Source organism: Rossellomorea sp. NRS-1567, assembly GCF_050467885.1.
Lineage (GTDB): Bacteria > Bacillota > Bacilli > Bacillales > Bacillaceae_B > Rossellomorea > Rossellomorea aquimaris_C.
In genome coordinates this window covers 70,770-85,446 of the sequence record NZ_JBITPL010000002.1, presented here as the reverse complement: position 1 = coordinate 85,446, position 14,677 = coordinate 70,770, and the positions used below count along the sequence as shown (strand labels likewise).

The following is a 14,677-nucleotide window of genomic DNA, read 5'->3' as shown; positions in this document are numbered from 1 at the left end:
AGTAGAAAAAGGACAAAACATTAGATTTTACAGGATAGAATCTGGTACAATGCAAAAGCTATGACCAAGAATTAGAACAGGAAAGGAGAGACCAGTTATGTCTCAGCTTCTTGGAATTATACAAAGATTAAAATCATTACAAGAACAAGGTGAACAAGGGGAAACTCAACAACGATTTTTCGAATACAATGGAAAGAAAATTTGTGAGGTAAAGTATTTACCAAAACAAGATACATTCGAAATTGAAGTAATGAATGAAAAAGGAAACAGTTTTCCTTTTGATAACATAGACATTACAGCGATTGAAATTTTTGAACTTCTACAAGAAGCTCAACAAGATTAATGTACAAAAAAGGTAACCATTCGGTTATCTTTTTTAGTCTTTAAACCAATCGTCAAAACATACATTTTTCTTCCAATATGTTAAGATGGATAGTGTCTGCTTATTTTGTTTAAGATTGGCACGCAAATTCTTATTTATTAAAATGAGGGGTTATACATGATTTCATTGAGTAGCAAGGAGTTATTAGAAACGAATATTAAAGATTTCATTATTCCTTCTGAGAAGGTGGCTCATGTTCAAGTGGGGAATTCCTTGGAGCATGCGTTACTATTACTCACTAAGAGTGGTTACTCAGCCATCCCTGTGCTTGATCCGACATTTCGATTTCAGGGCTTAATCAGTTCCAGTTTAATCACAGATTCCATTCTTGGTCTTGAACGCTTTGAGTTTGAACAACTTGAAGCAAAGAAGGTAGAGGAAGTCATGACAACTGAATTTCCCAGCGTCTCCTTAGAATCAGATTTTAAGAAAGCACTTGAGCTTTTAGTGGACCATCCATTCTTATGTGTGGTTTCTGATGATGGATACTTTGAAGGGATCATGACAAGGAGAGTTGTATTAAAGCAACTTCAACGACAACTGTTTAAAAGGGATTGAACCCTACATGACAGTTACATAACGGTAAGATCATATAGGATGGCAAATTTGTCATCCTCTTTATTTTGTTTATTGAAGACGATTCAAAGGAGAACAAGATGAACAGTTTAGAATTGGGTTCAAGCAAAAGGACGAAAAAACCGCTTGTATTGATAGCTGTGATGCTGGCTATGTTCATGGGGGCCATTGAAGCAACAATCGTCTCTACCGCCATGCCTGCCATCGTTGGTGATCTTGGTGGCTTCTCTCTGTATAGTTGGGTATTTTCCGCTTATCTATTAATGAATGCCATCACCGTTCTTATCTACGGTAAACTATCTGATCTATTTGGCAGGAAACCGATTATCACAATCGGGATCGTGATTTTTCTCATTGGGTCCGTTTTATGCGGATTTGCCCAAACGATGGAGCAATTGATTCTATTCCGATTCATCCAGGGGCTTGGTGCGGGAGCGGTATTACCTATGGCCACTACTATTGTGGGAGATATTTATTCAAAGGAAGAACGTGCCAAAATACAGGGGTATTTATCAAGTGTTTGGGGGATTTCCGCCATTAGCGGACCTCTCGTCGGAGGCTTGTTGGTTGAATATGCGAGTTGGAGGTACGTGTTTTGGGTCAACATCCCTCTGGGCTTACTATCGATTGTGGTCCTATGGCTGTACTTACACGAGAATATTGAAAAGAAAAAACCGGTTATCGACTATGGTGGTGCATTTCTATTAGTCGTAACCCTCTCATCTTTAATGTATTTACTGGTGGAAGGAGGGGTAAGCTTGCCTTGGGACTCCTGGCAGGCGATGTTTCTGATCAACATTATCATCTTGGGGTTTGCTGTGTTTATTTACCACGAACGACGAACGGCACAACCAATGATGCCTTTTGATCTATGGAAGATTCGCTCCATTTTGGTCGCCAATATCGTATCACTAACAACAGGGGTTATGTTAATAGGCATCTCGAGCTTCCTCCCTGCCTTTGTACAAGGTGTCATGGAGCGGAGTGCAACGGTCGCAGGGTTTACATTGACGGCCATGTCTATAGGCTGGCCGATATCGGCTACAATCGCCGGCAGCTTATTATTAAAGATCGGCTACTTTAAAACCTCCTTGATGGGGGGGATATCCCTTATAGCAGGTGGAACTATCTTTGTCTTGATGGATCCCTCATACGGTCCATTATGGGCAGCAATTGGATCATTCTTTGTAGGGGTAGGGATGGGACTTAGCTCTACATCCTTTATCGTTTCCATTCAGTCTACTGTCGAGTGGCAGGTCAGAGGGATTGCGACAGCCACCAATATGTTCATGAGGAATTTAGGTACGACGATAGGGGCTGCGTTATTGGGAGGAATCTTGAACAGCCGCCTGCAGAGACACTTAGAAGAGAGCGGTAATGATTATTCCATCAATGATGTGAATATGCTCTTGAATGAACAAGAGAGGGAGCAGTTGTCTTCCGATATACTCGAGTTGTTACAAAATGCACTTACAGGTTCCTTGCAATCTGTATATCTAGTCGTTTTACTTTTCGCCCTGTTTAGCTTTATCGGCATCTTATTTCTACCCAGGGACCAATCTCTAAAGAAATAGATTTTTCCCCAGTTGTAATATTAGAGTGAGCGTGAGCACGTTTAATAAAATTTGTACATGTTTCGTAGAAAGCTTAGCTGCTACCCTTACTGCCACTTGAGCCCCGATTAGTGCACCCAGAGCAAAAGGGATGGCAGCTCCCCATTCTACGTGGCCATTGTGAAAATAGACTGTAAATGCTCCCAAGCAGCTTACAAAAGTCTGAAAGCGGGTGAGGGCTACCGATTTTAAATATGAAAGCCCGTGTAACAGATGAGTGTACATGAGCATGGTTGCCTGCCCTGGCCCGAACAATCCGTCATACGTACTGATTAAGTACAAAAATCCATAAACCCGAAATGGCTTCCGGTTCACCTCCTTTGGCTTGAATCCTTTTATGATACTTAGTAAAAGGGCGAATAACAGAAAGAAAAAGGCCATCCATTCGAGCAAAGAAGGAGAAATTCTATCCGAGAAAAATGCCCCTGTCAACCCGCCTGCAAGGGCAAGAGGTAGAATAGGTAAACATTCTTTCCACGTAACCTTTCGATCCTTTATTAAATAAACAAAGCTTGAAAAAGAACTCATGATATTTGAAAATTTGGCCGTGGCAATAGCTGTATGAATGGGTAAACCAAGTAAAAGCATCACCGGCATACCAATCAATCCCCCGCTTCCTGCCAACGTTCCAATAAGTGCTACCACCAATCCAGTGAAAAAGAGAATCACTTCCATTTTCAGGCACCTCCCTTTGTTTCTACTATCAGTCTATTCCATTCTTTATAATAATGAAATTTTATATTAATTAAGATATAATATAAGAAAAACTTATGAAGGTGAAAATGATGGCGTTCTCAGAATATCAATTACTGCACGTACTGGCTCAGGAAATGAACATGCGTAAAGCAGCAGAGCGGCTGTTTGTATCACAGCCGGCACTGTCACAAAGACTCCAGACGATTGAAAAGGATTGGGGTACCAGATTATTCCTTCGCTCTCAAAAAGGTCTGGCCTTAACCCCGGCCGGAGAACTTGTGGTGAAGTTGGCTGAAGAAATGCTGCTGAAGGAAGAAAGCGTGAAGGAAAGAATTCAAGCATTGGAGTTCGAGGTTCATGGAACCTTGAAGATTGCATGTGCCTCGATTGTAGGTCAGAATTGGCTTCCTAAAGTACTTAAAAGGTTCGTGGAAACCTATCCTCATGCCAAGATCTCGTTAATGACAGGGTGGAGCAGTGAAATTCTTAAAGCGATCTATGAAAATGAAGTGCATATCGGGATCATTCGGGGCACTCCCGATTGGAAGGGCCCCAAACACCATCTCTTTCAAGATACACTGTACTTAGTCGATAGAGAAATTCAATCGATTGAAGAAGTCATGAAAACGGATCGACCGTTTATACAATTTAAAAGTGACTCGAATTATTATCAGGAAATTCAGGACTGGTGGCATCGGCAATTCCAGACAACCCCAAAGCGAACGATCGTTGTTGATCAAATTGAAACATGTAAGCAGATGACATTAAACGGAATCGGCTACGCCATATTACCCGCAATCACATTAGACGGGATGGAAGAAGACATTTATAAAATCCCTTTAATTGATGAACATGATTCCCTTATACACAGGGACACTTGGTTACTGGGCTATGAATCCGCCTTTCAATTAAGACAAGTAGAAGCATTTGTTGAAGTTGTAAACGAATTCATTCATGAAAACTCATAGTTTTGACGTTTAGGCTTGTCTTACATCCTTTAATTTGATAAAGTAATTCAAGAAACAAATTCTGAATTTATACATAATTACGGAGGGTATTCTTATGAAAATGATGGACGCAAACGAAATTATTTCTTTTATTCAAAATAGCACCAAATCAACCCCTGTGAAGGTCTATGTGAAAGGTGACATAGAGGGAATCGACTTTGGTTCATCTTCCCAAACCTTCCTTCAAGGAAATTCCGGTGTCGTATTCGGGGAGTGGAGCGAGCTTTCTACTATTCTCGAAGAAAATAAAGATAAAATCGAAGACTACGTATTAGAAAATGATCGCCGTAATTCTGCGATTCCTCTTCTTGACCTAAAAGGGGTTAAAGCGCGTATTGAGCCAGGCGCCATCATTCGAGATCAAGTGGAAATCGGTGACAATGCGGTGATTATGATGGGTGCAATGATCAATATCGGTTCTGTAGTAGGTGCAGGAACGATGATCGATATGAATGTTGTACTTGGTGGACGTGCTACAGTAGGGAAGAATTGTCATATTGGAGCGGGTGCCGTGCTTGCCGGGGTAATTGAGCCGCCATCTGCAAAACCCGTCGTCATCGAAGACGATGTAGTCATTGGCGCCAATGCCGTTGTCCTTGAAGGTGTAACAGTCGGAAAAGGAGCTGTCGTTGCAGCTGGAGCGATTGTCGTGGATGATGTAGCTCCATACACGGTTGTGGCAGGCACACCCGCAAAGAAATTGAAAGACATTGATGAAAAGACAAAATCAAAGACTGAAATAAAACAAGAATTACGTCAACTGTAATCATTTCAACAATAGCATGATCAAGGTGAGAACGGACGGCTGGCGTCTGTTCTTTTCTTGTAAGGTCTCATTTTCGCTAACTATCCATCTATTATTCATGTAAGGAGGGTACCCATGTCTACAGTAGACTTTAAGTCGATCAGGAGAGATCTCCATCAAATCCCTGAACTTGGGTTTCAAGAGTTTAAAACACACCAATACCTATTGAATTATATTTCAAGCCTGCCTGCTGACCGATTAGAGATTAAGGCTTGGAGAACAGGGCTCTTCGTTAAGGTTCATGGCACCGATCCTACAAGGATGATCGGCTACCGCGGGGACATTGATGGCCTGCCGATCACGGAAGAAACGGGATTGGATTTTCCTTCATCACATGAAGGGAGGATGCATGCCTGCGGCCATGACTTTCATATGTCGATTGAACTGGGGGTTTTAACTCATTTCGTTCACCACCCGATAGAAGATGATCTTCTGTTCATCTTCCAACCGGCAGAGGAGGGACCTGGAGGAGCGAAACCCATGCTTGAAAGTGAGATCATGAAGGACTGGATGCCCGACGTGATCTTCGCACTTCACATTGCACCGGAATATGAAGTAGGGACGGTTGCTGTTAAAGAGGGGCTGCTTTTTGCCAATACGTCTGAGTTATTTATTGACTTTAAAGGAAAAGGAGGCCATGCTGCTTATCCTCACCATACGAAGGATATGATTGTCGTGGCATCTTCCTTTGTCACACAATTGCAGTCGATCGTCTCGAGGAATGTCGATCCATTAGACAGTGCGGTCATCACTGTCGGCAAAATGGTAAGTGGGACGGTGCAGAATATCATCGCTGAAACAGCAAGATTGGAAGGTACCATCCGTACCCTTTCAGCCGAATCGATGGAAAATGTAAAAAAACGCTTGGAAGCGTTAATCGAAGGTATGAAAATCAGTTATGATTGTGATATTGAAGTGGATTATGGCAGCATGTATCGCCAGGTTTACAATGATCCGGAATGGACAAATCATTTCATTTCTTTCCTCCAAAAAACGAATCGGAACCTCGTAATCTGTAAAGAAGCTATGACGGGTGAAGACTTTGGTTATATGCTTGAGGAAATACCAGGCTTTATGTTTTGGCTTGGCGTGAATTCTTCATTTGGACTGCATCATTCTAAATTAAACCCTGATGAGGAAGCGATAGACTTTGCCATCTCCCTTCTCTCAGATTATATTGGCGGATTAAAATAATGAGTATAAATCACGGTACGTTATCTACGGATATCGTTCCGTGATTTTTTTGTCAATTTAAAAGATTCTTTTCGCAAAGATTGGTATTCAATACCATTGAATCTGCTTTGGCTCTGTCAATCAGTTTGTGCTGGATGGTGAGGGGAACTGCTCCGCTTTCCGCGGACGTTCGGCCGAGCCTCCTCAGCTTCGCTTCCGGGGTCTCGGCACGCCCGTACTTCCGCAGGAGTCTACGCAGTTCCCCTCACCATCTAAAAAGAGATTTCGTGACAGAGCTAAATTTGAAAATAACATACGGACTACTGCTCTCTTTACAAGAGGTTACTTATCGTGTGATAATTATGAGTTACCATAAAACTTTCTTTTCCTCCTTTGTAGACAGTTTGTTTTTCTATCGTTATAGGCAGTAAGAAAGTAGTAGCGCAGAGTGGATTGTAGCGGAAGGCGCTTGACTCCTGCGGGAGATAGAGGAAAAGTCGAGACCCCACAGGGCATGCCCGAGGAGGCTCGACTTCCTCCCCGCGGAAAGCAAGTGCCTGGAGCGGAAAGGAACGGTCCACGTTTCACATTACCTTCATTAATAAGATAAATTTCCTTTATTAGAAATCTGTGCATAACCAGTCGGAGAGGCCATAATGGAGCGACAAGATTCTCACCGATGTTTATGAAAAGAGCTATTCAAAAATTAATTAACATAAATTTCTAAAATGGTCTTGATAAGAGTTAAGAATAGTGTAAAATTACACTTAAGGTAGATGGAGAATAAGGAAAAAGATAAAAATAATAGAAACTTTTCCCATAATAATTTCGTCTATCTTGTAGAGAGAAAGAAAGAGGGGAATGCATGTGAAAAGATGGAGGAAAGCAATATTTGTGATGTCATTAGGGTTCTTGATGTTTCTTTTCTTGGAAGATACATCACTCGCACAAGCGCAAATTAAAATTTCAGTGGAAGAAGGAATCGATGGAAAGGTGAAGGAGGGAAGAGGATTCCTCCTTAAGGTAACCGTTGAAAATACAGGTTCTGATTTCAAGGGAGATCTATTGTTTGACTATGCTCCTTCCTATCAGACTGGAGGGGCAAGAGCGTTATCCATAGATGTGCCAGCAAATTCAAAACGTACATACACATTATCCATCCCAGGATTCAATGATGAAATCAGGCATAACTCCAATCAGGAAACCATTCATTTGTTCCAAGGATCTTGGGAAAAAGGGAAAGAGATAAAATTTAAAGGAGATAAACGATTAACTCCTAATTTCATCTATAGCAATTATACGACCATCGGTTTATTGAGTGAAAACCCTGACCGTTTGAAGGGGATTAAAGGGACAAACATGGGAGGGAATCGGGTAGAGGCTCTAACGCTCACAAAGGAAAATATTCCTGAAGAGAAGAGCGGATTTCAAATGCTTGATTATCTTATCATTGACCAATATAACATATCAGAACTTAGCAAGAATCAACAAAGAGCGTTGAAAAGCTGGGTCGACACAGGTGGGGTTTTATTTATAGGGGGGGCTCCTCATTTAGAGGATACTCTTGGATCTGTAGCAAATATGGCTCCTCTTACTTTCAGGGAAGAATCGACACTCTCCGACACTTCCACCTTTAATGTGAAGAAGAATATTAAGGCTTCCTTTAACTCATTACCAATCTTTAAAGGTACCGTTAAACCAGAATCGGATGTTCTGGTTGAGCAAGACGGGATCCCGTTGGTTGTGAAAAGTTCTGAAGGATTAGGAGAAGTGTGGCAGACGGCATTCTCACTGGGTGACCCTGCATTAAATGCATGGGAAAGCTATGACGAATGGTTTTCGAATGTCCTTTCTAAAACAGAGCCATACTTTCTGCTTGGACAGTCCAACGGAGATCAAAGTTTCCTGGAGAGAATTTATTATGAAGTAGCTGACAGTAATGAGCTTTTTCCGACTACCAATTTTAAAGTAAGTACACTCGTCATCATTCTCATCATTTACTTGCTTGTCCTTGTACCTCTGCTTTATTTCTTATTAAGAAAAGTGGATAAGCGTGAACAAGCATGGTGGATCATTCCTGCTATCTCGGTCCTCGTTTCCTCAGGGATCTTTATCACCGGAGCTAAAGATAGAATCTCGAAGCCTCATTTGAATCAAATGAGTATCTTAAAAGTCGAGGAAGATAAGAGCGTACATGGAATTTCAGCTTTTAGCGCATTATCAAACTCAGGCGGAGACTATGCTTTTGTTTCAGATAGGCATCATTTAGATATCACACCTGCAAGGGTCAGGAATAGTGCGGGGGGAGTAAATCAGTATAAGTTTGCAGTTGAAGAGATGACGAAGGATAATCGATCCATTACATTTCGGGATGTAGAATACTGGTCCACGAGGACTTTACTCGGCTCAAGCGAAAAGGAAGAAGTAGGAAGGTTTATACCTGAATTAGTGTTAGAGGACCAAACCTTATCCGGTACGATTCAAAACGATTTTCCATATGATTTTACAGATGTATATATTTGGTCGGGTTCCAGAATGTATCGTTTGGGGGATATGAAAGCCGGGGATACACTCGACGTCGATAAAAAGCTTTCAACGAATTATTTATCTTCTCCGATTGGGAACTCAAATATGTCAGCGCCATTCCCGAATCAGCAAAATATTAAGCAGCAAAAGAAAGAACGTTTGGAAAGTTTCGCATCTCAAATGATCTCTTCGGATAAAGAAAATAACTCCCCGGTCATTTTTGGGTATACAGATGCGGAGATATTCCATATGAAGATTAAAAACAAAGAATCCAAGTCTGAAAATTTCTCATTATTCTATCAACACTTTCCTTCCCTGGGAAACTATAAGGGTGCTTTTACACTTAGAAATGAACAACTTGATCTGGATGTGTTGCCTGTTAAGGGACAGGTGATAGAGCATTACTCACATAATGGTGCAGATGAGATGGGACTCGAAGATGGAACATATGAGCTATCCATTCACCTCCCTAATCAAATTGATTTATCGAAGGTCACTCTTCACTCTTTAAATATGACTCTTCATACAGGAGGGGTGCTTCAGTTTTCTCTGGTCGATCCACAAACAGATGAACGGCTGGTGCTTTCTGAATCATCCACGAACTCAATCGAAGTAAAAGATAAATTGAACAAATATATGAATGACAATGGGGAAATCGTTTTCGAGTTTGAAAAACGATCTCAAGGGGATCCTTTTGTTCGTCTTCCTAACATTGTGTTGAAAGGAGAGGTTCAACCATGATCGAGATTCAAAACTTATCTAAACGCTATGGGTCATTCCTGGCCCTTGATGATCTGAACTTATCCATTGAAAAGGGGACCGTATTCGGTTTTGTTGGTCAAAATGGAGCGGGGAAATCTACGACATTTTCCATTTTGGCTACTCTCTTAGCTCCTACTGCAGGAACGGCTACCGTGAACGGATTCAATATAAGTAAAGATCCAAAATTGGTCAGAAGGCAAATCGGCTATATGCCTGATTTCTTTGGAGTGTATGATCAATTAAAAGCTTACGAGTATCTGGACTTTTATGGTGCAAGCTATAAAATTCCTGCAGAGCAAAGAAAGAAGCTCATTCCCCAGCTGTTGGAACTGGTGAATCTATCTCATAAAAAAGATTCCTATGTTGACCTTTTATCCAGGGGGATGAAGCAGCGTCTTTGTTTAGCAAGGTGCCTCATACATGATCCGGAAGTGCTGATTCTCGATGAACCGGCATCAGGTCTTGATCCGAGGGCCAGAATCGAAATGAGGGAAATTCTTAAAGAATTAAAGAAAATGGGAAAAACGATTTTAATTTCCTCTCATATCCTTCCTGAGCTTGCGGAAATGTGTGATGAAATTGGCGTGATTGATAATGGGAAACTCGTAGCTCATGGCTCTGTTCAGGATATACACTTTCAACTGCAGGCAGATAAACTGATTGTCGTGAGGGTAAGGGGGATGGTGGAGAGTGCTGTGGCATTCTTTGAAGACGACCCCTTTGTTTCAAAGGTCGAAGTAGACGAGGAGAATAGAACATTTCAATTCCTTTATAAAGGAGAAGAAACGGAGCAAATAGGGCTATTGAAAAAAGCTGTTTTAAACGACATCCAGATTGTGAGTTTCAAAGAGACTGAAACGAATTTAGAAGATGTCTTTATGGAGATCACGAAAGGAGTGACACTTTCATGAAGCAGTTACTCATCAATCCCATGTTAAATAAAGAATTTAAACTTCGCTTTCGTTCCTTTAAAGCATTTATCGGGATGTTATGCTACTTGATTGCCGTAGGAATTGTCGTGATCGGCTTCATCTATATGCAGACGAGGTTTTCAAATACTGGTTACTTTCGCCCTGAAGAAAGCCGGGTGATGTTTATGATTCTCTCATTCTTACAGCTTGCTCTCGTGTTATTTATTACACCCGGGTTAACAGGCGGTGTCATCAGCGGAGAAAGAGAGAAGCAAACATTAAGCATGTTGTTGACGACGGATCAAAGCTCAATGAGTATTATCCTGAGTAAGCTGGTATCGTCCGTATCTTATTTGTTATTACTCGTTGTCTCAAGTTTGCCTCTATACAGCTTTGTGTTCTTGTTCGGGGGAGTTTCCCCAACGGATTTACTTTTTGTGTTCGGATACAGTTTGTTTCTGGTTTTTGCATTTGGTTCTGTCGGAGTTTTATATTCAACCATTATTCGAAAGACGATCGTGTCAATGGTCACAACCTATGCAACGGTTCTGTTTCTTGCAGGGGGGACGTTATTCCTCTTTATGCTCTCAATGGCAATCGGAAACGGTCCTTACCAGAATCAGACCAATCCTGCACCGTATCTAATCGCCATGTTTAATCCCGGGATCGTCATGATGGGGCATTTTGAACCCATGGCGATTGAAGAAATATACACTCGAAGCGGAATTACGTTTCCTCTATGGATTTCATTCCTGATCATATACACTGTTCTTGCAGTGATTTCCTTGTCCCTCAGTATCATGAAGCTAAGACCAAGCATGAAGGTGAAGAGCGCTAAATAAAGGGTGAGAAGATGGAACATACTCAACAATTTCTTCAATTGCTTCGGCAAATAAGAAAAAAGCTCTGGGTCAATCAATTATGGTATTACAGTCAGCTCCTGCTTGTATATGCAGGAGTCTTTGCTCTATGCATCGTTTCGACGGCAGCCTTAGTTGTAATCCCATATTGGGAAAGAATCCTATGGGTAGGTTGCGCCTCTGTTTTCATTGGTGTTGCGAAATTGTTTTATCGAAGAAGAGCCACCTTGAAGGACAGTGCCTTAATCTATGATAGGTTCGTGGACGACAATCGTGTAACTGCTGCTTATAGTAGCCTTCACAGTGGCCATGCCCTATCCTCCTTGGTTGTGCATGATGCATTGAAGAAGATGAAGAGGGTTCATCCGGAAGTATTGAAATATGGAAAGAAGAGAATCAAGCCTTCATTCCTGTTATCAAGCGGAATTCTTATCTTTTTATCCTCACTGATTTTCACTCAATGGGATGACTCTTTTCAAGAAGCGAATCGGATTGAGAAAGAAAAGGAGATCATTGCAGACTCAAATAAGAGAATAGCAGAACAGGCGAAAAAGAAAGAAAACGCTTCTATAAAAGAAAAGTTGTTGAAAAAAAATGAAGAGCTCGAGAAAGTAAAGGAAGCGACCAAACGATATGATGAAATAATCAAAAAAGTTAAAGAGCTCGAGTTTCAGAAGAAATTAATAGAAAAACAGAATGAAAAGCTGCAGGAAGTGAAGAAAAAGATAGCAAATATAAATGTAGAATACGTAAAAAAAGCACTTCAAGAAAAAAATAACGATAAACTTCAGCGAGCTTTTAATGAAATGACAAAAGAACAAAAAGACCAGCTTTTAATGGCTTTGAAATCACAGGACATTGCCTCCTTGGAAGAATTATCAGGATTAATGAAAGAACCGAATAGCGTAGAAGAACAATTAGATCAACTTGCTAAACTTCAAGATGAACTACAAAATGAAGCCGATCTCTTAAAGAATGCAATCGGACAGAGTGATACAACAGGCTCAGATTCTTTGGCACAGGATTCCGGAAAAGCACCATCTAATCAGGCAAACAGTAAGTCACAGGCAAATACGGATCCTTCTTCATCTGCAAATGGAAATCAATCAGGCAACAGTGCTTCAAATTCACCTGGCCAGGGAGGGAATGGAAATGGTGCCGGAACTGGAAACGGTTCTTCTCCTGGAGCAGGAAACGGAGCCGGTAAGGGGCAAGGATCAAGAGAGAGGCTATCTGTCCCGGAAAAAATCGAAGGACAGAACCATATTGAACGGGATACCGGCAAATTAGGTGAGGGTGAACGTGGAGAGCGATTTGAGAGCAATGGACCGGTACAAAAGGGAACCCTTCGTCCATACGAGGAAGTGTATCAAGACTATTACTCTTCTTATCGGAAGTCGTCAGATCGATCCACGATTCCTAAAGATTTAGAGAATATCGTACAATCCTATTTTAGTGAAATTGATCCAGGGGAGTTGGTAGAGTGAACATAGAAGATAAGGAACAGCCATTTAAGAGGGCTTCTTCGAAGATAACAGAAGTGAAGGAAGAGGTTCAGCGCTTTATCGTAGGGCAGGAGGAAATTGTAGAGGGGGTGCTTTGGTCCATCCTTGCAGGGGGGCATACTCTGTTGGAAGGCTTACCCGGATTAGGGAAAACGATGTTGGTGCGTACCCTTTCGGATGTTATGGACCTTAGCTTTTCACGAATTCAGTTTACCCCGGATCTGATGCCTACAGACATCACGGGAACAATGGTCATGAAACAAAGCCGGGACGATCAACATCCATTTATTTTCCATCAAGGTCCTTTGTTTCATCACTTGGTGTTAGCGGATGAAATCAACCGTTCGACTCCCAAGACGCAAAGTGCCCTTCTTGAGGCAATGGCTGAGAACACGGTCACGGTGGTAGGCGAAACGATGACATTGGAGAAGCCCTTCTTTGTCTTGGCCACACAGAATCCCATTGATCTTGAAGGAACGTACCCTTTACCTGAAGCACAAATGGATCGGTTCATGTGTAAAATCTTAGTTTCCTATCCTACTAAAGCAGAGTTGAAACAAATTATCCAGCGTACAACAGGAACCGATGACATCGTTCTTGAGAAAAAGCTGAATAAAGCTGAATTATTAAATATTCAGGGTCTGGTGAAAGAAATTATGGTCACAGATGAAATGATTGACTTTGCCATTGATCTTATTGATGCAACACACCCGAAAAGTGAAAGAACAACGGAAAGGATCCAACAATATGTTGAATTTGGAAGTGGACCAAGAGGGCTTCAACATGTCATCCTTATGGCCAAAGCGAGAGCATTAACACAAGGTAGGTACCATGTTTCCATGGGGGACCTGAAAAAGGTGGCTCCTCTCGTATTGCGGCATCGTATGATCCTGAACTTTGAAGGAGAAGCAATGAGTGTTGGAACGGATGAACTCATCCTTGAAATGATCGATTACGTTCAAAAAGGTGATAGTCGATGAAAACACTTTGGCACAGCCAGTTTCTAGCTCAATTGAAAAGGCACAGGATTACCAGTAAACGATTAAAGAGCGGTCATCATAAAGGCTCCCGTCTCGCAACCAATCATGGGAGTTCCCTGGAATTTTCCGATTATCAAATGTATGAACTTGGGGACGATGTAAGGCAAATCGACTGGAATGTGTATGCCAGAACGGAAAAGGTATATATCAAAAGGTATTTGGATGAAAGAGAAATAAAGGTTCATATTTACCTTGATTGCTCGAACTCCATGTTAATAGAAGATAGAAAGTGGAAGAGAGCAAAAGAATTAGCTGGAGCACTTTCATTTTTAGCTCTTTCAAATGATGATCGGCTTTCATTGCATTGCATGGGAGTTCATCACCAAAAGTGCTTTATGAAAAAAGGGGCACGGGACGCAAAAGCGATTCTCCATGACATTCAAGAGCTTTCCCTTGACTCTTCAGGGGAGGATGGAATCTCCTTTTTTGAGGAAGTAGGAAAAGGGGTACGAAAAAAAAGCTCTGTTTCCTTTATTCTTTCAGATGGACTCGAATCACTCTCAGTGATAGAGGAAGCACTCAGAAAACTTTCGATTAAAAGAGAAATGGTTTATTTTATTCAACTCCTCGATGAAGAAGAGCTAACGCCATCCTATCAAGGTGATGTCAAATTATTAGATAGTGAAAAACACCGAGAAACGAATGTTTCATTAAGTCCCAGGATGGTAGAGCTCTATCAGGAGCGATTACTGAACCACAACAAAGAGATTGAAGCATTATGCGAAAAATGGGGGTTCGGCTATATCCAAACAAGTTGCCTGCCACCCTTAAACGAAGTATTCTTTAAGGATTTCAAAGAAAATGGATGGATCCGCTGAGGT

The 14,677-nt window shown here is 41.4% G+C and carries 13 protein-coding genes; 12 read left to right on the top strand and 1 reads right to left on the bottom strand.

Annotated features, from left to right (window positions below):
* The first annotated feature begins 97 nt into the window (after nucleotides 1-97).
* From ACIFOD_RS02075 to ACIFOD_RS02065, 3 genes are all read left to right on the top strand, one after another.
* Complete coding sequence (locus ACIFOD_RS02075; protein ID WP_034756109.1) at nucleotides 98-343, top strand: YkuJ family protein; 246 nt, start codon at nucleotides 98-100, stop codon at nucleotides 341-343.
* A gap of 156 nt (nucleotides 344-499) precedes the next feature.
* A complete protein-coding gene (cbpB, locus tag ACIFOD_RS02070) occupies nucleotides 500-940 on the top strand; it encodes a cyclic-di-AMP-binding protein CbpB (RefSeq protein ID WP_113968397.1) in 441 nt (146 codons plus the stop codon).
* 98 nt (nucleotides 941-1,038) lie between these two features.
* Nucleotides 1,039-2,532, top strand: coding sequence for an MDR family MFS transporter (locus tag ACIFOD_RS02065; RefSeq protein ID WP_430313293.1), 1,494 nt, complete (start codon nucleotides 1,039-1,041; stop codon nucleotides 2,530-2,532).
* Here ACIFOD_RS02065 and ACIFOD_RS02060 read toward each other — a convergent pair.
* A complete protein-coding gene (locus ACIFOD_RS02060; protein WP_430313292.1) occupies nucleotides 2,521-3,246 on the bottom strand; it encodes a sulfite exporter TauE/SafE family protein in 726 nt (241 codons plus the stop codon). The genes ACIFOD_RS02065 and ACIFOD_RS02060 overlap by 12 nt on opposite strands.
* 110 nt (nucleotides 3,247-3,356) lie before the next feature.
* Here ACIFOD_RS02060 and ACIFOD_RS02055 point away from each other — a divergent pair, with 110 nt between their 5' ends.
* From ACIFOD_RS02055 to ACIFOD_RS02015, 9 genes are all read left to right on the top strand, one after another.
* Complete coding sequence (locus ACIFOD_RS02055; RefSeq protein ID WP_428974267.1) at nucleotides 3,357-4,235, top strand: LysR family transcriptional regulator; 879 nt, start codon at nucleotides 3,357-3,359, stop codon at nucleotides 4,233-4,235.
* Nucleotides 4,236-4,329: 94 nt separating this feature from the next.
* On the top strand, nucleotides 4,330-5,040 hold the full coding sequence (dapD, locus tag ACIFOD_RS02050; protein WP_148968577.1) for a 2,3,4,5-tetrahydropyridine-2,6-dicarboxylate N-acetyltransferase: 711 nt from the start codon (nucleotides 4,330-4,332) through the stop codon (nucleotides 5,038-5,040).
* Nucleotides 5,041-5,154: 114 nt separating this feature from the next.
* Entirely contained in the window at nucleotides 5,155-6,273 is a 1,119-nt protein-coding gene (locus ACIFOD_RS02045) for an N-acetyldiaminopimelate deacetylase (protein WP_430313291.1), read from the top strand.
* 846 nt (nucleotides 6,274-7,119) lie between these two features.
* Nucleotides 7,120-9,519, top strand: a complete 2,400-nt coding sequence (locus ACIFOD_RS02040; RefSeq protein WP_430313290.1) for a hypothetical protein — start codon at nucleotides 7,120-7,122, stop codon at nucleotides 9,517-9,519.
* A complete protein-coding gene (locus tag ACIFOD_RS02035; RefSeq protein ID WP_430313289.1) occupies nucleotides 9,516-10,451 on the top strand; it encodes an ATP-binding cassette domain-containing protein in 936 nt (311 codons plus the stop codon). Before ACIFOD_RS02040 ends, ACIFOD_RS02035 begins: the two co-directional genes overlap by 4 nt.
* Nucleotides 10,448-11,293 (top strand): ABC transporter permease, encoded by an 846-nt coding sequence (locus tag ACIFOD_RS02030; RefSeq protein WP_430313288.1) that lies wholly within the window; start codon nucleotides 10,448-10,450, stop codon nucleotides 11,291-11,293. Before ACIFOD_RS02035 ends, ACIFOD_RS02030 begins: the two co-directional genes overlap by 4 nt.
* A gap of 11 nt (nucleotides 11,294-11,304) precedes the next feature.
* Nucleotides 11,305-12,798 carry a hypothetical protein gene (locus ACIFOD_RS02025; RefSeq protein WP_430313287.1) on the top strand — a complete coding sequence of 498 codons (1,494 nt, stop codon included), beginning with the start codon at nucleotides 11,305-11,307 and terminating at the stop codon, nucleotides 12,796-12,798.
* The gene (locus ACIFOD_RS02020; RefSeq protein ID WP_430313286.1) at nucleotides 12,795-13,796 is read left to right on the top strand and encodes an AAA family ATPase; all 1,002 of its coding nucleotides are present in this window, start codon (nucleotides 12,795-12,797) and stop codon (nucleotides 13,794-13,796) included. Before ACIFOD_RS02025 ends, ACIFOD_RS02020 begins: the two co-directional genes overlap by 4 nt.
* Nucleotides 13,793-14,674 (top strand): DUF58 domain-containing protein, encoded by an 882-nt coding sequence (locus tag ACIFOD_RS02015; RefSeq protein WP_430313285.1) that lies wholly within the window; start codon nucleotides 13,793-13,795, stop codon nucleotides 14,672-14,674. Before ACIFOD_RS02020 ends, ACIFOD_RS02015 begins: the two co-directional genes overlap by 4 nt.
* The last annotated feature ends 3 nt before the right edge of the window (nucleotides 14,675-14,677 follow it).